The following is a 17,456-nucleotide window of genomic DNA, read 5'->3' on the forward strand; positions in this document are numbered from 1 at the left end:
ACAAACCCGTCACAAAACCCTCACGCAACGGCAATCTGCGGCCTCGACACTGGGGTTCATGAGCACATTCCTGCATGTCACCCTGGTCACCGAAACCTATGCCCCCGAGATCAATGGCGTGGCCAATACCCTCGGGCGCCTGTGTGAGGGCTTGCGTCAGCGGGGCCACAAGGTGGAGTTGGTGCGGCCACGGCAGAACGGCGAGGCGGCGCCTACCGTGCCGGAGGAGCTGATGCTCTGCCGTGGCTGGCCGATTCCCGGCTACCCGGACCTGCAGTGGGGCCAGATCTCCATGCACAAGCTGCTCAGGCGCTGGCAACGGCGGCGCCCCGATGTGCTGTACATCGCCACCGAAGGGCCGCTGGGCCTGGCGGCATTGCGCGCGGCGCGGCGTCTGGGCATTGCGGTGATCAGCGGCTTCCACACCAACTTTCCGCAATACACCCAGCAGTACGGCATGGGTTTCATCACCCGCCTGCTGACCCATTACCTGCGCTGGTTCCATAACCGCTCACGTTTCACTCTAGTGCCCAGCGTCAGCCAGAAACTCGAACTGGAACGGCGTGGCTTCGAGCGCATCGAGCTGTTGTCACGCGGCGTGGACAGCCAGCTGTTCAATCCCAGCCGCCGCTCTCAGGCGCTGCGCGCCAGTTGGGGGGTGGGCGACGACGAGATTGCCGTGCTGCATGTCGGTCGGCTGGCGGCGGAAAAGAACCTGAGCCTGCTCAAGACCTGTTTCGAAGCGCTGCAGCACAGCTATCCGCAGCAGCGTCTGCGACTGGTGATAGTCGGCGACGGACCGCAACGCAACGCCTTGGAACAGCAACTGCCCAATGCGGTGTTCTGCGGCTCGCAACGCGGCGAGGTGCTGGCCAGCCACTACGCCTCGGGAGACCTGTTCCTGTTCCCCAGCCTCACCGAAACCTTCGGCAACGTGGTTCTGGAGGCCCTGGCCTCCGGACTGGCGGTGGTGGCCTACGATGAGGCAGCCGCTGGCCAGCACATTCGCCATGGCCATAACGGTGCGCTGGCCATGCCAGGCGATGCCGAGGCGTTCATCGACGCGGCACGCTGGCTGCTGGAAGACAGCGAAACGCTGCGCCGGGTCCGGCTCAACGCACGCCAACATGCCAGCCGCCAGGGCTGGAACCTCATCATCGATCAGTTCGAACGGCAATTGCGGGAGGTCTGCCCGCAGGAGGTCGGGCTACCGGTCAAGTCGCTGTCCTGAGCCAGCGGCCCCGGCAGCGACAAGCTTCAGCCCGCGAGATCAGGCCAGCGCTTTTTCGATGGCCTGGATGACCGCCGGATCGTCCGGCAGGGTACGCGGCGAAAACCGCGCGATGACCGCACCGTTGCGGGCCACCAGAAACTTCTCGAAGTTCCAGGTGATATCACCGGGAAACTCGGCGCCCTCACCGGCCAGCAAACGGTACAACGGATGGCGATGCGCGCCGTTGACTTCCAGCTTCTCGCCCATGGGAAAGGTCACCCCGTAGTTCAAGGAGCAGAACGACTGGATCTCGGCTTCGGACCCCGGCTCCTGACCGGCAAACTGGTTGCATGGCAGGCCCAGGACCACGAAGCCCTTGTCCTTGTAGCGCTCGTAGAGCGACTCGAGCGCTGCATACTGTGGCGTGAGGCCACACTTGGAGGCCACGTTGACCACCAGCACCACCTTGTCCTTGAACGGCGCCAGGGGCAGCGGCTGCCCATCGAGCCCTTGAAGGGTCATTTCATGAAACGCACTCATCGGTCACCCCCTTGTACAGTCCGTCACGGGCGTCATTGCCAGCCCGCCTCCCGACCAACCCTCGGCAGTACCGCAAAAAAAAGCGCCCGGCGGCCTGCCTGAAAGCAGGACCACCCGGACGCCTCAGGGCTGCGCGGTTTCGACAGAAAGGCCGAATCCGTAACAGCCGCTGCGGTCACCTGAGCTTAGCAGCCCGGATCAATGATGATGGCCACCTTCGCCATGGACGTGGCCATGGGCAACTTCTTCATCGCTGGCGTCACGGATGTTGACGACCTTGACCTTGAAGTTCAGGCGCTGGCCAGCCAGCGGGTGGTTGCCGTCGACGGTCACGTCGTCGCCGTCCAGGTCGCGGATGGTGACGATCTGCATCTGGCCGTCTGGCGCGGAGGCATGGAACTGCATGCCGACTTCCAGCTCGTCGACACCTTCGAACATGCTGCGGTTCAGGGTGCTGACCAGCTCGGCGGAGTATTCGCCGTAGGCATCTTCCGGCTCGATGGAAACGCTCAGCTCGTCACCGACGTCCTTGCCTTCCAGGGCCTTTTCCAGACCCGGGATGATGTTGCTGGCGCCATGCAGGTAGACCAGCGGCGCGCCGCCGGACGAGCTGTCGATGACCTCACCAGCATCGTTGGTCAGGGTATAGTCAATGGAGACAGCCTTTTTGGCAGCGATAGGCATGGGGACAAGACCTTTGCTTGATATGAATGAACGCCCAAGTCTAACCAAGCCATGCCGCGAAAGCTAACGGAACACCGACAGGTGAATCCATGAACACGACACCGCACATCACCACACTGACCGGCTGGCGCCAGGACGAAGAAGGCCACTGGGTCGCCATACTGTCTTGCGGCCATACCCAACATCTGCGCCATCAGCCACCCTGGCAATCCCGGGCCTGGGTGCTGGACCCCGGGCAGCGGGCGAAAAAAATCGGCCTGCCGTTTCACTGCGGATGGTGCGCACAGCCCCCCGATGGCGATAGTCTTGGCGCTTCGTGAAGCGCCGCGACAGACGGCGCCGACTCACTCACCGGTCACGGTCCGTTCTTGTGCCACGACCCTTGCACTGCTCAATTCGGAAGCCCGCATGCAGACTTTTTTCATCGCGCCCACGGATTTCGGCGTTGGCCTGACCTCCATCAGCCTCGGCCTGGTTCGTACACTGGAACACGCCGGGCTCAAGGTCGGCTTCTTCAAGCCCATCGCCCAGCCTCACCCGGGCGATACCGGGCCGGAACGCTCGACCGAACTGGTGGCGCGCACGCATGGCCTGAAGCCACCCAGTCCGCTGGCGCTGTCCCATGTAGAGCGCATGCTCGGCGAGGGTGAACTCGATGAACTGCTCGAAGAAATCGTACGCCTGTATCAACAGGCCGCCGCCGGCAACGACGTGGTGATCGTCGAAGGCATGGTCCCTACCCGCCACGCCAGCTATGCGGCGCGGGTCAACCTGCATCTGGCTAAGAGCCTGGATGCCGAGGTGATCCTGGTTTCGGCACCGGAAAACGAAGTACTCACCGAGTTGTCCGGGCGCGTGGAACTGCAGGCGCAGATGTTCGGCGGCCCCAAGGACCCGAAGGTGCTGGGGGTGATCCTCAACAAGGTGCGCACCGAAGAGAGCATGCAGGACTTCGCCGCGCGGCTTAAGGAACACTCGCCACTGCTGCGCAGCGGCGACTTCCGCCTGCTGGGCTGCATCCCCTACCAGGCCGACCTGAATGCCCCGCGCACCCGCGATGTAGCCGAGCTGATGGACGCCCAGGTGCTCAACGCCGGCGACTATGAACAGCGGCGCATGACCAAGATCATCATCTGCGCACGCACCCTGGTGAACACGGTGCATCTGCTCAAGCCGGGCGTGCTGGTGGTAACCCCAGGCGACCGTGACGACATCATCCTCGCGGTCAGCCTGGCGACCATGAACGGCGTACCGCTGGCCGGCCTGCTGCTGACCAGCGACATCTCGCCCGACCCACGCATCATGGAACTGTGCCGGGGCGCCCTGCAGGCCGGCCTGCCCGTGCTGGCCGTGAATACCGGCACCTATGACACGGCCAACCGCCTCAACCAGCTGAACAAGGAAATCCCCATCGACGACCGCGAGCGAGCCGAGATCATCACCGATTTCGTCGCCGGCCACCTGGACGCAGAATGGCTGCACCAGCGTTGCGGCACACCGCGAGAGCTGCGCCTGTCGCCTGCGGTATTCCGCTACCAGCTGATCCAGCGGGCCCAGGCCAGCCAGAAGCGCATCGTCCTGCCCGAAGGCGCCGAGCCGCTGATCATCCAGGCCGCCGCCATCTGCCAGGCGCGCGGCATCGCCCGCTGCGTGCTGCTGGCCAAGCCGGAGGAAGTCCACGCCGTGGCCAAGGCTCAGGCCATCGTGCTGCCGCCGGGCCTGGAAATCCTCGACCCGGACCTGATCCGCCAGCGCTATGTCGAACCCATGGTCAAACTGCGCAAGAGCAAAAGCCTCAATGCGCCGATGGCCGAGCAGCAACTGGAAGACCCGGTGGTGATCGGCACCATGATGCTGGCCCTGGATGAAGTCGACGGGCTGGTGTCGGGCCTGGTGCACTCCATGGCCAACACCATTCGCCCGGCCTTGCAGCTGATCAAGACCGCGCCGGGTTGCAGCCTGGTGTCTTCGGTGTTCTTCATGCTGTTTCCCGAGCAGGTGCTGGTGTACGGCGACTGCATCATGAACCCGCACCCCAGTGCGGCCGAGCTGGCGGAAATTGCCCTGCAGAGCGCCGACTCGGCCGAGACGTTCGGCATCACCCCGCGGGTGGCGATGATCAGCTACTCCAGCGGCCATGCGGACAACGACGAGGAAGTGGAGAAGGTCCGCGAGGCCACGCAGCAGGCCCGTGAAGCACGCCGGGGGCTGTTGATCGATGGTCCATTGCAGTACGATGCCGCCGCCAACGAGAATGACGCCCGCCAACTGGCGCCGCACAGCCAGGTGGCCGGTCGCGCAACGGTATTCGTGTTCCCCGACCTGAACACCGGCAACACCACCTACAAGGCGGTGCAGCGCAGCGCCGACTGCGTCACCCTTGGCCCGATGCTGCAGGGCCTGCGCAAGCCGGTGAACGACCTGCCACGCGGTGCCCAGGTCGACGATATCGTGCACACCATCGCCCTGACCGCGATTCAAGCCGACACATTGCTCTGATAAACAGGGGGTGCCGATCGGTCCCGGCCCCCCATTTCACCTGGAGTTATTCCCTGCCATGGCTTTCCTGCCTGCTCCCCTGCGCGGCGTCCTCGCCGCGCTGTTGCTGGGGCTCAATACGCTCGCGTGCTGCCTGCCGCTGTTCGTGGTGACACTGCTCAAGCTGTGCCTGCCCTTCAAGGCTGCGCAGCGCCTGTTCGACGCGATCATGAATCTGATCCAGGAAACCTGGATCGGCAACAACAATGCCTGGATCCGCCTGCTGAGCGGCACCCGCTGGCACATCACCGGCCTGGAGCAACTCGATTACCAGCACTCCTACCTGGTGACCAGCAACCACCAGAGCTGGGTGGACATCATGGTGCTGCAATACCTGCTGAACCGACGTATCCGCCCCCTGAAATTCTTCCTCAAGCAGGAACTGATCTGGGTGCCGGTGATCGGCCTGGCCTGGTGGGCGCTGGGCTTTCCGTTCATGAAGCGCTACTCCAAGGCCTACCTGGCCAAGCACCCGGAAAAGCGTGGCAAGGACCTGGAAACCACACGCCGCACCTGCGCGCGTTTTCGCGACAAGCCTGTGGCGATCTTCAACTTCGCCGAAGGCACACGCTTCACCCCGGAAAAGCATGCCGAGCAGCAATCGCCGTTTCGCCACCTGCTCAAGCCCAAGGCCGGTGGTATCGCCTTTGTGCTGGATGCGATGGGCGAGCAGCTGGAATCGATCGTCAACGTGACCCTGCACTATCCCAAAGGACGGCCGGGTTACTGGGACCTGCTGTGCGGCCGGGTCGGCCAGGTGGTGGCACACTTCGAGGAGGTACGCATTCCGGCCGGGTTCATCGGCAAGAGCTATGACCAGGACGCGGACTATCGCCAGGCCTTCCAGGCCTGGATCAACGAGGCGTGGGAAGAGAAGGATCGCCTGCTGGAGCAGATGCAGGCGCAGTACGGCGAGCGCTGAACACTGCGGTATCACGCAAAAAAAGGGCGGCCAGTGGCCGCCCCTTTTTTTGCTTTCCGGTCGCTTACTGCTGGTACTGATCGTACTGCTGGCCCGGAATCGGCTTGAGGTTGACCTCGACACGGCGGTTCTGCGCGCGGCCGTTCACATCGGCGTTGCTGGCGATTGGCGAATCGGGGCCGGCGCCGCGTACCGACAGGTGGGTCGGATCGACGCCCTGGGACGTCAGGTAGGTCGCCACGCTCTGCGCACGCTGCTGGGACAGGTCCATGTTGTGCTGGCGGCTGCCAGTGCTGTCGGTATAGCCGACGATCTCGATGTTGTTCTGGTTGAACTGCTTGAGTGACGAGGCGAGATTGTTCAGCGGCGCATAGAAGCTGCTGGCAATCGCCGAAGAGTCGGTGGCGAAGGTGATGTTGCCCGGCATGATGAGCTTGATCTGGTCACCCTGGCGCTGCACCTCGACACCCGTGTTGGCCATCTTGGCACGCAGCGCGGCCTCCTGGCGGTCGGCGTAGTAGCCATAACCGGCGGATGCCGCACCGGCTACGGCAGCACCGATCAGGGCGCCTTTGCCGCGGTGGTTGTGATCGATGGCGGCGCCGGCCACGGCACCGGCCAGGGCGCCCAGCCCGCCATATTTGGCGGTGCGGCTCATGCCCTGCTGTTCCTGGCCGCCATATCCCCCCTGGTTGTCATAGGGATTGGGCGATGCGCAGCCGGCCAGCAAGGCCACGGCAGTGGCTGCGATGATCAGACGGGGCGTGGTCAACATGAAATGCTCCTGGTTTTCTACGAACGCTTTATTGACCGTTGGAACGCGAAGACGGCAATTAATTCCGGCCTCAGGCCAGTTGCCGCAGCCGCCGAAAGCTGACCCGAACGGCCTGCGTAACTCGATGCAGGGTGATCATAGTGCCCGCGGCGAAGGGTGGAAGATGTTCGTCGATGAAATATTTTTCACCGCTTTTTGGCGCCATATATCCGCAACTTTACAAGTCGTTGATTGGCGAAGACAAAGCCGGGACAGCAAGGTTTTGACGTTTTCACGCTGTCATTCCCAGTAACGAACTTCCCTCTATACTGGCAAAAAGCGATCACTGATTCGCTTGCGCTGTTCATCGTTCAGACGCCAGAACAGGCTCGGACGATGTCGCTTTACCCATCTACTGCACCATGCGGCAAAGGACGCCCGTACGAACAAACAGGGTGACCCGACATGCTAAGAAAAATAATGGTGTCCGAACTCGCGTTAGGGATGCACATTCACGAATTCTGCCGCCCCTGGGACGACGATCCTTTCTGGATCGCCCAGATCGAATCCCAATTGAACGACACACAGGTGCTGCAGCGTATTCGCCACTCGGGCCTGCGTGAGCTGTGGATCGATATCAGTCGCGGCAAGGCGCCCGATGCTCCGCCAGCTGGCGATACGGCGCCGACCAGCCTGGAAAAGGAGCTGCAGCGCGCCCGGCAGATATGCGGCCGGGCCAGGCAGTTGGTGATGGCCATGTTCGACGAGGCCAAGATGGGCCGCGCGATGAATGTCGAAGATATCGGGCTGCTGGTCGACGAAATTGCCAGTTCGATCATGCGCCACCCCCATGCACTGATCAGCCTGTCACGGCTCAAGAGCTCCGACGAATACACCTACATGCATTCGGTGGCGGTCTGCGCGCTGATGGTCGCCCTCGCCCGGCGCATGGGCCTTGACGAAGAACAGGTGCGCGATGCGGGCGTCGCCGGCCTGATGCACGACGTGGGCAAGATGATGATGGACCCGGAGATTCTCAACAAACCCGGGCGCCTGACCGATGACGAGTTCCAGGCCATGAAGTCTCACCCTGAAGCCGGGCTGAAGATCCTTCAGGAAACCTGCCGGGTGACCCGTGCCGCGCTGGACGTATGCCTGCACCATCACGAGAAATTCGATGGCAGCGGCTACCCCCACGGTCTGGTCGGCGACGAGATCAGCATCTTCGCCAGGATGGGTGCGGTCTGCGACGTGTATGACGCGGTGACCTCCGACCGGCCCTACAAGAAAGCCTGGTGCGCGGCCCGGGCCATCCGGGAGATGGCCGGCTGGAAAGGCCACTTCGACGACCAGGTGTTCCAGCACTTCGTCAAGACCGTGGGTATCTACCCGATCGGTGCCCTGGTGCGCCTGGAAAGCGAACGCCTGGCGGTGGTCATGGAACAGAGCGAGCACTCGCTGCTCACGCCAAAGGTCAAGGTCATCATGTCGGCACGTACCCGGCGCCCGCTCGAACACCGCACCCTGCACCTGGGCAAGGCCCAGGACACGGACAGCATCGTCAGGATCGAGTCACCCGAGCAATGGGGTATCGAGAACTACAATGAACTCTGGGCCGGAGCCTGCGCCGTCTGAACCGACGGCGCGGGCTCGCTCAACCTTCAGCGCACGCCTTCCTGGCGCAGGGCATTAGGGGTGAAATCACTGCTGCTGGCATTGAAGTCGAACTCGTAGGCACGCGCCTCCTCGTTCTTCATGCCCAGTGCCATGTAGCGCCCCGACTGCAGGTCGTAGAGGGTTTCGATCACGTACCACGGCACCTGCTTGTCGTAGTAGTTGACCGAGTGGGCCTCGGCCACCCGCCACAGCTGGCCGCGACCATCGTAGTGGTCGATCACCGCTGCCTGCCAGGTGTCTTCGTCGATGAAGAAGTCGCGCTTGGCATAGATATGCCGCTGGCCAGACTTGAGGGTGGCGGTCACGTGCCAGACACGGCGCAACTCGTAGCGAGTCAGGTCCTGGTTGATGTGCCCGGCCTTGATGACGTCGTCGTACTTGAGCGAGGTGTCGTCGAGCTTGTGGCTGTTGGAGGCGATGTACATCTCCTGCTTGCCCACCAGTTTCCAGTCGTAGCGATCCGGAGCGCCGTTGTACATGTCGAGGTTGTCGGAGGTACGGGTGCCGTCCGACGCGGTGCCCGGCCCGTCGTAGGACACTTCCGGGGCGCGGCGTACGCGACGCTGGCCGGCGTTGTAGACCCACGCCGAACGCGGTTCCTTGACCTGGTCGATGGTTTCATGGACCAGCAGCACACCGCCGGCCAGGCGTGCTGGCGCGGTGACCTGCTGCTTGAAGTAGAACAGGATGTTTCCGGGGTTCTTCGGGTCGTAGTCCTTCATACGGTCGCGGAACACGAACTGGTCGCTGAACTTGACGATGGAATACGAACCGTTGGGTTGCGGTGTGGCCTGGGTAACCAGGCGCTTGACCGTACCGCCGCGATAGCGGGTGATGTGGTTCCAGATCACCTCCACGCCATTGGCCGGAATCGGGAACGGGATGGCGGTCTCGAAGTTCTCCAGGCCGTTGCCACCGGCTACCAGCCGGGCATTCACCGCGTTGCGCTTGATGGCGGCCAGCACGCTGTCCGGCACGGTCGCCCCGCGATGCCCGGGATACACCGGAATCCGGTAGCTTTGCGGGTAGCGCTTGAACATCGCGTACTGCCCCGGCGCCAGCTTGTCCTTGTACTGCTCCACATTGCTCGCGGTAATGATGAACAGCGGCTTCTCGCTGGCATACGGGTTGGCGAGGAACCCCTTGCTATCCACCGCCCCGGCATTCTTCGGCATCGGGCTCCAGGCCGGAATGCTGTTATCGGCGTTGCCGGCCTTCTCCGCGCCCATGGGCGTCAGCGCCGCCCCCAGTTTTGCCGCCTCGGATTCCGACACCGCTGCCATCACCCCACTGGCCAGCATCGACAGACCCAGTACACCGGCTCGCAACAGACCCTTGGTCATATTCATGTTCGTCGTCCTGAAAAACCGATTATTAGAAGTTCACGCCAAAGCTCAGCGCCACGAAGTCGCGGTCATCGACCGTCGTGTACTTGCCATCGAAGAAGTTGGTGTAGGAAAGGCTCGCGGTGTAGGTGTTCTGGTACTCGGCATCCAGCCCGAGACTGACGGCCTTGCGACCTTCTTCGAAGTTGCCGCCAGGGCCTGGGGAATACCCCTTCACGTCATGCGACCAGGCCACGCTGGGCCGCAGATTGACCCCAGCGAAGACGTTGTTGTAGTCCCAGATGGCGCGTGCGCGATAGCCCCAGGAATCGCTGGTGGTGAAGCCGTCGTTCTCGCAGTAGCGGCTCAGGTTGTTCTGCGCCGCGCCGGTCAGGGTCCCGGCGTTGAGCGCCACGCACTGCCCGCCGGGCAGTGGGCCTGGACCATAGACCGGATCACGGCCGTAGCGGATCTTGGAGGTGCTTTCCAGGCCACCGACGTGGGTCCAGCCGATCTCACCCACCAGGGTCATGCGCTCGGCGCCCATCACCTGGTCGAAGAAGTGCGTGAAGGTGGTCTGCAGCTGGGTGATTTCCTTGCGCCGGTAGCCCTGCTGATCGGTATTGGGCAGGCCGGTGAGTACCGAGACGTTGGGGTTCAACGGCGACAGGCCGGAATACAGGATGTCAGTGGTGTTGATCTGCACCGGCGCGTTGGGCCGGTAGCTGATCTCGCCGCTCCACGCCGTGCCGGTGGGCAGCGTGGTGGAGAAACTCAGACCGTAGAGGCGGATGTCTTCGGGGTACTCCACGTAGTAGCTGGAGTTGCCGGCCACCACGACAGGCAGCAGGGTCGGCGCCAACGCGGTGGCGGTGGCCGCCGGGATGCCGTTGCGCACCAGAGAACCGACCAGGCCTGCCGGGCTGAAGGCCGACGCCGGCGCGCCACGGCCGCTGAAGATTGGCGCACGGCTGTGGTAATTCATCATGTAGGCGCCGAACTCGGTGTTCAGCGGTGCGAAGTTGTAGCGCATGGCGAAGCCGAACTGGCCGCTGTCCCGCGCATCACGATCCGGGCCGCGACGCACGATGGCGCCTTCATCCGGCGAGCCGAACAGCACGCCCTGCTGCGCCAGGGAGTTGAACACCGCGCCACGGGCCGCTGCCGGCAGGCCGGCGCCGGCCAGGGCTGCGTTGAGGCCCTGCTGGTTGCGCAACACCGCCAGGTTGTTGTTGCAGCCATCGGCAATGACGTCTGGCTGGGAGAAGAAGGTGCCGCAGTTGTCCACCACTGTCTGGTCCCACTCCAGCTGGTAGAAACCTTCGACCGACAGGTCCTGGGTAATGCCCTGGGACAGGTAGAACATGTTGACCGGAATCAGCCCTTCCTTGACCTCGGAGCCTGGCCGGCGGAACGCGGAAACGTCGATGGGGTTGACGCTGTTGATACCGCCACCGATGAAGGTGCTCTCGCCCCAGCTGATGACCTGCTTGCCGAAGCGCACGTTGCCCGGCTCGTCACCGATCGAATAGCGGTGGTAGATGAAGGCATCGAGCAACTGCGCACCGGACGATTTGGCGCCTTCCTTGCGGTTGGCGTCGCTGATGTCCTTGAACGGCCGTCCTTCGTCCTTGAGTTCGAAGTCGTACCAGTACTTGCCGCGCAGGAACACGCCGGTATCGCCGTACTTGAGTTCCAGGTCGTGGATGCCCTTGAAGACCTTGGAAAAGGTCTCGCCACGCTTGAAGTTCAGGTGGCTGTCGTCTGAGGTCTGCGACAGGCCACGGCCGCCGTTGTTGGCACCGATCAGGTTCTTGTTGGGACTGGCAGTGGACCAGCTGGCGCCGATCGACAGCGACGAGTCGAAGCTGCCTTCCACCTCACCGATGTTGAAACTGACACCGAAGGCAGGGCCGGCGAGAGACGATGCGAGACTGACCGCCAGGGGCAACCGGGCCCGGCGCCAGAAAGGGATTGCTGTAGTCATTTAAGCTACTCCATGTGCTTTTATTTTTATGGCAGACGGGACGCTCGAATACGACTCGATCGATCAAGTGAAACCGAGTGGCGACGCTTGGAAGATGCGACGTGTGCTCCAACACGACGCAGCGCACGGTGCCAGGTCCCTGTGCCGACTATAGCCAGCAGTCTGTATCGCTCCTTTTAAAATTGTAAGCATGCGTTACAACGTCAGACGTTCTGGCCAGCCCACTGCTGCCCGACCGCGTGACAGGCACGGGGGGAGGATGGCTGGTTTTGACGAATTGGCAAGCCTCGGGGCCGGCCGGTACACAGGGCAATCCGCCATGCCCGTGGGCATGGCGGCGAGACCTCACAGATGGGACAACAACGCGCTGTTACTGCTTTGCCACTCGGCGATGTCCAGGCGCATGCGCTTTTTGTCCAGCTTGCCGACACTGGTCTTGGGTATTTCGCTGACCACGGCGATCTGCTGCGGGATCGCCCACTTGTTGATGTGCCCCTGCTCGACGAATGGCGTGAGGTGCACCTTGAGCGCCGCCGCATCGAGCCGCTGCCCTTCATGTGGCACGATCAGCGCGAAAGGCCGCTCGCCCCATTGCGGGTCGGGGATGCCGACCACCGCCACCTCGCGCACTGCCGGGTGCCGGCTGCACAGGTCTTCCAGGGCCAGGGACGACAACCACTCGCCGCCGGTCTTGATCACATCCTTGATACGGTCACGGATGTCGATGAAGCCCAGGCCGTCGAGGGTCGCCACATCACCGGTATGCAGCCAGCCACCGGCCCACAGTTCTCGGCCCTTTTCCGGCTCACGGAAATAGCTTTCGGTCAGCCACGGCGCGCGCAACACCAGCTCTCCCTGGGTCTGGCCATCGGCCGGCAGGAAGTTGCCTTGCGTATCGACGATGGCTGCCTCCACCAGCATGCCGGGCACGCCGGCCTTGATGCGGTAGCGAATGCGTTCGTCGTCGCTGCTGCTGAGCAGTTCCTCGCACATGTGCGCCACGGAGATCAGCGGCCCGGTTTCCGACATGCCGTAGGCGGCAGTGAGGTGGATGCCCTTGGCCTTGGCCGCCAGGTACAGGCTGCGGTTCAGCGAGCTGCCGCCAATGATGATCTTCCAGCCGCCGAAGTCCTTGTCCTTGGCCGACTTGGCGTTGAGCAGCATCTGCAGGATGGTGGGTACGCAGTGCGAGAAGGTGACCTTTTCCCGTTCCCACAGCTGTACCAGCATTTCCGGGTCGTAACGACCCGGGTAGACCTGCTTGATGCCCAGCATGGTTGCCGCATACGGCATGCCCCAGGCATGCACGTGGAACATCGGGGTGATCGGCATGTAGACATCATCGGCACCCAGCAGCCGCTCGCTTTCGACGCTGCCCATGATGGTCGCCACGCCCAGGGTGTGCAGCACCAGCTGCCGGTGGGTGAAGTACACGCCCTTGGGGTTGCCGGTGGTGCCGGTGGTGTAGAAGGTGGTGGCGACCGAGTGCTCGTCGAAGTCCGGAAAGTCGTACTCGGGGCTGGCCGCTGCCAGCAGCGCCTCGTATTCACCGACCAGGCCGGGCAGCTCTGCAGGCTGTTCGGGGGTGTCGGTGAGCAGCAGGGTCTTCTGTACCGTGGTCAGGTGCCCGGCGATGCCGTTGTACAGCGCCGCGAACTCGCCGTTGACCAGCACGAAGCGGTCTTCGGCGTGGTTCATGGTGTAGACGATCTGCTCCGGGGACAGGCGCACGTTGATGGTGTGCACCACGGCGCCGATCATGGGGATGGCGAACATGCATTCCAGGTAGCGATGGCTGTCCCAGTCCATGACCGCCACGGTGTCGCCGGCCTTGACTCCCGCCTCGCTCAGGACGTTGGCCAGCCGTCGCACCCGTTCATTGAGGGTGGGGTAGGTATAGCGGACTGCGTCGCGGTAAACGATCTCGCGGGTTCTTTCATAGCGGCTGCCGGAAACCAGCAGGCTTTTGATCAACAGTGGATACCGGTAGGCGCCTTCGGCCGGCGCCAGAACGCGAGTCTGCAACATAAGAGTCCCTTTCCAGAGTTCACAGGCGAAGCTCAACTATGGACGCAGCAGGGCACTCTCGCCAGTGGCATCGGGCAAAGCACGGGCAGGCAGGCAGACGGCGGTAAAAAGCCGGCGCAGCCATTGCCCGGCGCGCCGCATTGGCTTCAGTTGGCCTGGGTGAACGCCAGTTTCACGCCCAGGGCAACCAGTACGCCACCCATCGCGCGATCGAACCAATGGCCCATACGTGCGAAACCGGCACGTACCCGCGCCTGGCTGAACAGGCGCGCCACCAGGCAGAACCACAGCGCCGTGGCGGCGGCGAGGTACAGGCCATAGCCGGCTTGCACCATCAGCGGGGTATGCGGGTCGATGACCACGGTGAACAGCGACAGGAAAAACAGCGTGGCCTTGGGGTTCAGGCCGTTGGTCACGAAGCCGCTGACGTACGCACCACGCGCCGAGCGCTCGACACTCGCGGCCTCGGGCTCCTGGGCGCGCGCCTCGGCCGGCCGGGCACGCAGGGCCTTGATGCCGATGTACAGCAGATAGGCGGCGGCCGCCCATTTCAGCGCATTGAACAATACGATGGACTGGGAAACGATGATGCCGATGCCCAGCAGCGAGTAACCGACGTGCAGGAAGATCGCCGAACCGACTCCGAGCGCGGCCCAGGTCCCGGCCTTGCGGCCATGCGCCACGCTTTCACGCACCACCACGGCGAAGTCCGGCCCCGGACTGGCCACGGCGAGCAGGTGAATCAAGGCGACAGTGAGAAACTCGGCCCAGTACATGGTGCGCTCCAGCGAGGCAGATCGACAAAAACCGCCTCGGCGACGGACGGTATGTGGTAGAAAAACGACACATCACCTTACAACTTCATCGATCAACAAAAAAGGTACAGCTGATGAAACACGCTGGCAGCGCCGTTTTTCTGGACTATTCCTCCCTCGACCTGGGCGACCTCGACCTCGGCGTCCTGCGTGACAGCTTCACCGAGCTGACCTTGCACGCCAGCACCTCGACCGAGCAAGTGGTCGAGCACCTGCAGGGCGCGCAAGTGGCGATCACCAACAAAGTGGTGATCGATGCCCAGACCTTCGCCGCCTGCCCGCAGCTCAAGCTGGTGCTGGTCACCGCCACAGGCACCAACAATGTCGACCTGGTCTCGGCCCGCGAACACGGGGTAACGGTGTGCAACTGCCAGGGCTACGGCACCCCCTCGGTTGCCCAGCACACCCTGACCCTGCTGCTGGCCCTGGCCACTCGCCTGCCGGATTACCAGCAGGCCGTCCGGCAAGGTCGCTGGCAGCAGTCGACGCAGTTCTGCCTGCTGGATTTCCCGATCGTCGAGCTGCAAGGCAAGACGCTGGGCCTGCTCGGCCATGGCGAGCTGGGCGGTGCCGTGGCGCGGCTGGCCGAAGCCTTCGGCATGCGCGTGCTGCTCGGCCAGGTGCCAGGCCGTCCGGCACGGGCCGACCGCCTGCCCCTGGAAGAACTGCTGCCACAGGTCGATGCCCTGACCCTGCACTGCCCGCTCAACGAGCAGACCCGCCACATGCTCGGTGCTCGCGAGCTGGCGCTGCTCAAGCCGCATGCGCTGGTCGTTAACACTGCACGTGGCGGGCTGATCGAAGAACAGGCCCTGGCCGACGCGCTGCGCAACGGCCATTTGGGCGGTGCGGCCACCGACGTGCTGAGCGTCGAGCCACCGGTGAACGGCAACCCGTTGCTAGCTGCCGACATCCCACGGCTGATCGTCACTCCGCACAGCGCCTGGGGCGCCCGAGAAGCGCGGCAGCGCATCGTCGCGCAGACCGCCGAGAATGCCCGGCAGTTCTTCGCAGGCTCGCCGCTGCGCGTCGTGGCGTGAAGCCTGTAGCTCGCCCTGACGCCCCTGCTAAACTGCGCCCTTTTTTCCAGGAGTCAGGACATGGACCCGCGCAGTGAAGTGATTCTCCGCCAGGCCGAGCGGTTTCAAGGCAAGGTACTGCTGGCCGGGTTGCCGGCCGACGACCTGATGGGCCAGCTGCCCGACGCCTGCGGCTGGTCCTGGCATGCCGGTGACCATGCCGCGCTTGAAGCTCGCTTCGCCGGACGGACGCATTTCGGTGTCGAGCCACCTGCTGGCGATTTCGATGCCGCGGTCTTGTTCCTGCCCAAGGCGCGCGACCTTGCCGACTACCTGCTCAATGCCCTGGCGGCACGGCTGCAGGGTCGTCAACTCTTCCTGGTCGGCGAAAAACGCGGCGGAATCGAAGCCGCTTCCAAGCAATTGCATCCGTTCGGCAAGCCGCGCAAGCTCGACAGCGCGCGGCACTGCCAGCTCTGGCTGGTCGGTGTGGAGCAGGCTCCGCAAGCACGGCCGTTGCAAAGCCTGGCACGCACTTACGAAGTGCCCCTGGCCGACGGCCCGCTGCAAGTGGTCAGCCTGCCCGGCGTGTTCAGTCATGGACGGCTTGACCGCGGCACTGCACTGCTGCTCGAAAACCTGGACGGCCTGCCCGCTGGCACCCTGCTGGACTTCGGCTGCGGCGCGGGCGTGCTGGGAGCCGCCATCAAGCGTCGCAGCCCGCAGAGCGAGGTGGTGATGCTCGACGTCGACGCCTTCGCCACTGCCAGCAGCACACTGACCCTCGCCGCCAACGGCTTGCAGGCCCAGGTCATCACCGGTGACGGCATCGACGCCGCCCCCGCCGGGCTGCAGGTCATCCTGAGTAACCCACCGTTCCATACCGGGGTTCACACCAACTATCAGGCATCGGAAAACCTGCTGAAAAAAGCCAGAGAACATCTGAAAAAAGGCGGCGAACTTCGCCTTGTGGCGAATAGTTTCCTGCGTTACCAACCGCTCATCGAGGCGCATGTGGGCGCTTGCCAGACCCTGGCGGAAGGTAACGGCTTCAGGATCTACAGTGCCGTGCGCGGATGAAATAAACGCTTGCCCAAAGCGAAACGGCTAGGCAGAATCCGCTCCGTCCTAGGGGAGTAGTCTCCCACGAGCGCTCAGCTCGTCCGGCATGCATCAACATACTTGGTCCGCAGACCATGGTGCGTGCGACCCAGAATCCGCCTCAGACGGATCAGCGGTTTGACAAGACCTATGACACGCACATCCTTACCCAGGGCGGGGAGGTTGTACGTGTCATTAGCCGTGTCGACCCGCCCTCTGGAACCCCTGATGCTGGAATCCCTGCTCGTCCCTACCGCCATCGTGGCGCTCGCTGAAATCGGCGACAAAACCCAATTGCTCGCACTGATCCTGGCGGCCCGCTTCCGCAAGCCCTGGCCGATCATTGCCGGCATCGTCGCTGCGACCCTGGCCAACCACGCTGCCGCCGGTGCCGTCGGAGCCTGGTTCAGCCAGTTCTTCTCGGATGCCGTGCTGCACTGGATCCTCGCCGCCAGCTTCACCGCCACGGCGCTGTGGACCCTGGTGCCGGACAAGATGGATGATGACGAGGCCAGCACCAAGCGCCAGTTCGGTCCGTTCATGACCACCCTGATCGCCTTCTTCATCGCCGAAATCGGGGACAAGACCCAGGTCGCCACGGTGATGCTCGCCGCCCAGTACAGCTACCTGTGGCTGGTCATCCTCGGCACCACCCTCGGCATGCTGATCGCCAACGTGCCGGTGGTGCTGGCTGGCAACTTCGCTGCCGAGAAACTGCCACTGACATTGATTCGCCGCCTGGCAGCCACGGCCTTCTTCGTCATGGCCCTGGTGGCGGTGTACAAGGCCATGCAGGTCAGCGGCTGGCTGTAACGGCCGGAAAAGGCGTGGCCGGCGCCACGCCTTGGTCGTG

General features: G+C 63.5%; 14 protein-coding genes, 1 pseudogene and 1 riboswitch. Of the genes and pseudogenes, 8 read left to right on the top strand and 7 right to left on the bottom strand.

The window, feature by feature from the left end:
- The first annotated feature begins 58 nt into the window (after positions 1 to 58).
- Entirely contained in the window at positions 59 to 1,231 is a 1,173-nt protein-coding gene (locus tag QZ497_RS04515; RefSeq protein ID WP_295471443.1) for a glycosyltransferase family 1 protein, read from the top strand.
- A 39-nt stretch (positions 1,232 to 1,270) separates the two neighbouring features.
- On the opposite strand, the gene QZ497_RS04520 is transcribed toward QZ497_RS04515, so the two are convergent.
- Both QZ497_RS04520 and QZ497_RS04525 read right to left on the bottom strand, forming a co-directional pair.
- Entirely contained in the window at positions 1,271 to 1,753 is a 483-nt protein-coding gene (locus tag QZ497_RS04520) for a glutathione peroxidase (protein WP_295471445.1), read from the bottom strand.
- 198 nt (positions 1,754 to 1,951) lie between these two features.
- The gene (locus QZ497_RS04525) at positions 1,952 to 2,437 is read right to left on the bottom strand and encodes a peptidylprolyl isomerase (protein WP_295471447.1); all 486 of its coding nucleotides are present in this window, start codon (positions 2,435 to 2,437) and stop codon (positions 1,952 to 1,954) included.
- Here QZ497_RS04525 and QZ497_RS04530 point away from each other — a divergent pair.
- The 3 genes and pseudogenes from QZ497_RS04530 to QZ497_RS04540 all read left to right on the top strand — a co-directional run bounded on the left by QZ497_RS04530 (position 2,406) and on the right by QZ497_RS04540 (position 5,897).
- Positions 2,406 to 2,757, top strand: a pseudogene (locus QZ497_RS04530) (DUF3565 domain-containing protein). The gene QZ497_RS04525 and the pseudogene QZ497_RS04530 sit on opposite strands and share 32 nt — an antisense overlap.
- Before the next feature lie 88 nt (positions 2,758 to 2,845).
- Positions 2,846 to 4,936 carry a phosphate acetyltransferase gene (pta, locus tag QZ497_RS04535; RefSeq protein ID WP_295471449.1) on the top strand — a complete coding sequence of 697 codons (2,091 nt, stop codon included), beginning with the start codon at positions 2,846 to 2,848 and terminating at the stop codon, positions 4,934 to 4,936.
- A 58-nt stretch (positions 4,937 to 4,994) separates the two neighbouring features.
- The gene (locus QZ497_RS04540) at positions 4,995 to 5,897 is read left to right on the top strand and encodes an acyltransferase (protein WP_295471451.1); all 903 of its coding nucleotides are present in this window, start codon (positions 4,995 to 4,997) and stop codon (positions 5,895 to 5,897) included.
- Between the two features lie 64 nt (positions 5,898 to 5,961).
- On the opposite strand, the gene QZ497_RS04545 is transcribed toward QZ497_RS04540, so the two are convergent.
- Entirely contained in the window at positions 5,962 to 6,672 is a 711-nt protein-coding gene (locus QZ497_RS04545; protein WP_295471453.1) for an OmpA family protein, read from the bottom strand.
- Positions 6,673 to 7,116: 444 nt separating this feature from the next.
- Between QZ497_RS04545 and QZ497_RS04550 the strand changes: the two genes are divergently transcribed.
- Complete coding sequence (locus tag QZ497_RS04550) at positions 7,117 to 8,286, top strand: HD-GYP domain-containing protein (RefSeq protein ID WP_295471455.1); 1,170 nt, start codon at positions 7,117 to 7,119, stop codon at positions 8,284 to 8,286.
- A gap of 26 nt (positions 8,287 to 8,312) precedes the next feature.
- On the opposite strand, the gene QZ497_RS04555 is transcribed toward QZ497_RS04550, so the two are convergent.
- The 4 genes from QZ497_RS04555 to QZ497_RS04570 form a co-directional block, all read right to left on the bottom strand.
- Positions 8,313 to 9,677, bottom strand: a complete 1,365-nt coding sequence (locus QZ497_RS04555; RefSeq protein ID WP_295471456.1) for a DUF1329 domain-containing protein — start codon at positions 9,675 to 9,677, stop codon at positions 8,313 to 8,315.
- Positions 9,678 to 9,702: 25 nt separating this feature from the next.
- Positions 9,703 to 11,640 (bottom strand): DUF1302 domain-containing protein, encoded by a 1,938-nt coding sequence (locus tag QZ497_RS04560; protein ID WP_295471458.1) that lies wholly within the window; start codon positions 11,638 to 11,640, stop codon positions 9,703 to 9,705.
- Between the two features lie 345 nt (positions 11,641 to 11,985).
- Positions 11,986 to 13,668: a fatty acid--CoA ligase gene (locus tag QZ497_RS04565; RefSeq protein ID WP_295471460.1), complete on the bottom strand. Its 1,683-nt coding sequence runs from the start codon at positions 13,666 to 13,668 to the stop codon at positions 11,986 to 11,988.
- Between the two features lie 146 nt (positions 13,669 to 13,814).
- Positions 13,815 to 14,444 carry a LysE family transporter gene (locus tag QZ497_RS04570; RefSeq protein ID WP_295471462.1) on the bottom strand — a complete coding sequence of 210 codons (630 nt, stop codon included), beginning with the start codon at positions 14,442 to 14,444 and terminating at the stop codon, positions 13,815 to 13,817.
- Between the two features lie 113 nt (positions 14,445 to 14,557).
- Here QZ497_RS04570 and QZ497_RS04575 point away from each other — a divergent pair, with 113 nt between their 5' ends.
- The 3 genes from QZ497_RS04575 (at position 14,558) to QZ497_RS04585 (ending at position 17,416) form a co-directional block, all read left to right on the top strand.
- The gene (locus QZ497_RS04575; RefSeq protein WP_295471464.1) at positions 14,558 to 15,523 is read left to right on the top strand and encodes a 2-hydroxyacid dehydrogenase; all 966 of its coding nucleotides are present in this window, start codon (positions 14,558 to 14,560) and stop codon (positions 15,521 to 15,523) included.
- 60 nt (positions 15,524 to 15,583) lie between these two features.
- Positions 15,584 to 16,582, top strand: coding sequence for a class I SAM-dependent methyltransferase (locus tag QZ497_RS04580; RefSeq protein WP_295471466.1), 999 nt, complete (start codon positions 15,584 to 15,586; stop codon positions 16,580 to 16,582).
- Between the two features lie 39 nt (positions 16,583 to 16,621).
- Positions 16,622 to 16,816: riboswitch (yybP-ykoY riboswitch) on the top strand.
- A 15-nt stretch (positions 16,817 to 16,831) separates the two neighbouring features.
- Positions 16,832 to 17,416 (top strand): TMEM165/GDT1 family protein, encoded by a 585-nt coding sequence (locus QZ497_RS04585; protein ID WP_295471467.1) that lies wholly within the window; start codon positions 16,832 to 16,834, stop codon positions 17,414 to 17,416.
- Positions 17,417 to 17,456 lie beyond the last annotated feature (40 nt).

This window comes from uncultured Pseudomonas sp. (assembly GCF_913777995.1).
GTDB lineage: Bacteria > Pseudomonadota > Gammaproteobacteria > Pseudomonadales > Pseudomonadaceae > Aquipseudomonas.

What these genes read in the sequence shown, in the direction of transcription:
- QZ497_RS04560 (WP_295471458.1), bottom strand. Translation starts at nt 11,640, where the DNA reads ATGACTACAGCAATCCCTTTCTGGCGCCGGGCCCGGTTGCCCCTGGCG.
- pta (WP_295471449.1), top strand. Translation starts at nt 2,846, where the DNA reads ATGCAGACTTTTTTCATCGCGCCCACGGATTTCGGCGTTGGCCTGACC.
- QZ497_RS04585 (WP_295471467.1), top strand. Translation starts at nt 16,832, where the DNA reads ATGCTGGAATCCCTGCTCGTCCCTACCGCCATCGTGGCGCTCGCTGAA.
- QZ497_RS04550 (WP_295471455.1), top strand. Translation starts at nt 7,117, where the DNA reads ATGCTAAGAAAAATAATGGTGTCCGAACTCGCGTTAGGGATGCACATT.
- QZ497_RS04525 (WP_295471447.1), bottom strand. Translation starts at nt 2,437, where the DNA reads ATGCCTATCGCTGCCAAAAAGGCTGTCTCCATTGACTATACCCTGACC.
- QZ497_RS04570 (WP_295471462.1), bottom strand. Translation starts at nt 14,444, where the DNA reads ATGTACTGGGCCGAGTTTCTCACTGTCGCCTTGATTCACCTGCTCGCC.
- QZ497_RS04555 (WP_295471456.1), bottom strand. Translation starts at nt 9,677, where the DNA reads ATGAATATGACCAAGGGTCTGTTGCGAGCCGGTGTACTGGGTCTGTCG.
- QZ497_RS04580 (WP_295471466.1), top strand. Translation starts at nt 15,584, where the DNA reads ATGGACCCGCGCAGTGAAGTGATTCTCCGCCAGGCCGAGCGGTTTCAA.
- QZ497_RS04545 (WP_295471453.1), bottom strand. Translation starts at nt 6,672, where the DNA reads ATGTTGACCACGCCCCGTCTGATCATCGCAGCCACTGCCGTGGCCTTG.
- QZ497_RS04575 (WP_295471464.1), top strand. Translation starts at nt 14,558, where the DNA reads ATGAAACACGCTGGCAGCGCCGTTTTTCTGGACTATTCCTCCCTCGAC.
- QZ497_RS04565 (WP_295471460.1), bottom strand. Translation starts at nt 13,668, where the DNA reads ATGTTGCAGACTCGCGTTCTGGCGCCGGCCGAAGGCGCCTACCGGTAT.
- QZ497_RS04540 (WP_295471451.1), top strand. Translation starts at nt 4,995, where the DNA reads ATGGCTTTCCTGCCTGCTCCCCTGCGCGGCGTCCTCGCCGCGCTGTTG.
- QZ497_RS04515 (WP_295471443.1), top strand. Translation starts at nt 59, where the DNA reads ATGAGCACATTCCTGCATGTCACCCTGGTCACCGAAACCTATGCCCCC.
- QZ497_RS04520 (WP_295471445.1), bottom strand. Translation starts at nt 1,753, where the DNA reads ATGAGTGCGTTTCATGAAATGACCCTTCAAGGGCTCGATGGGCAGCCG.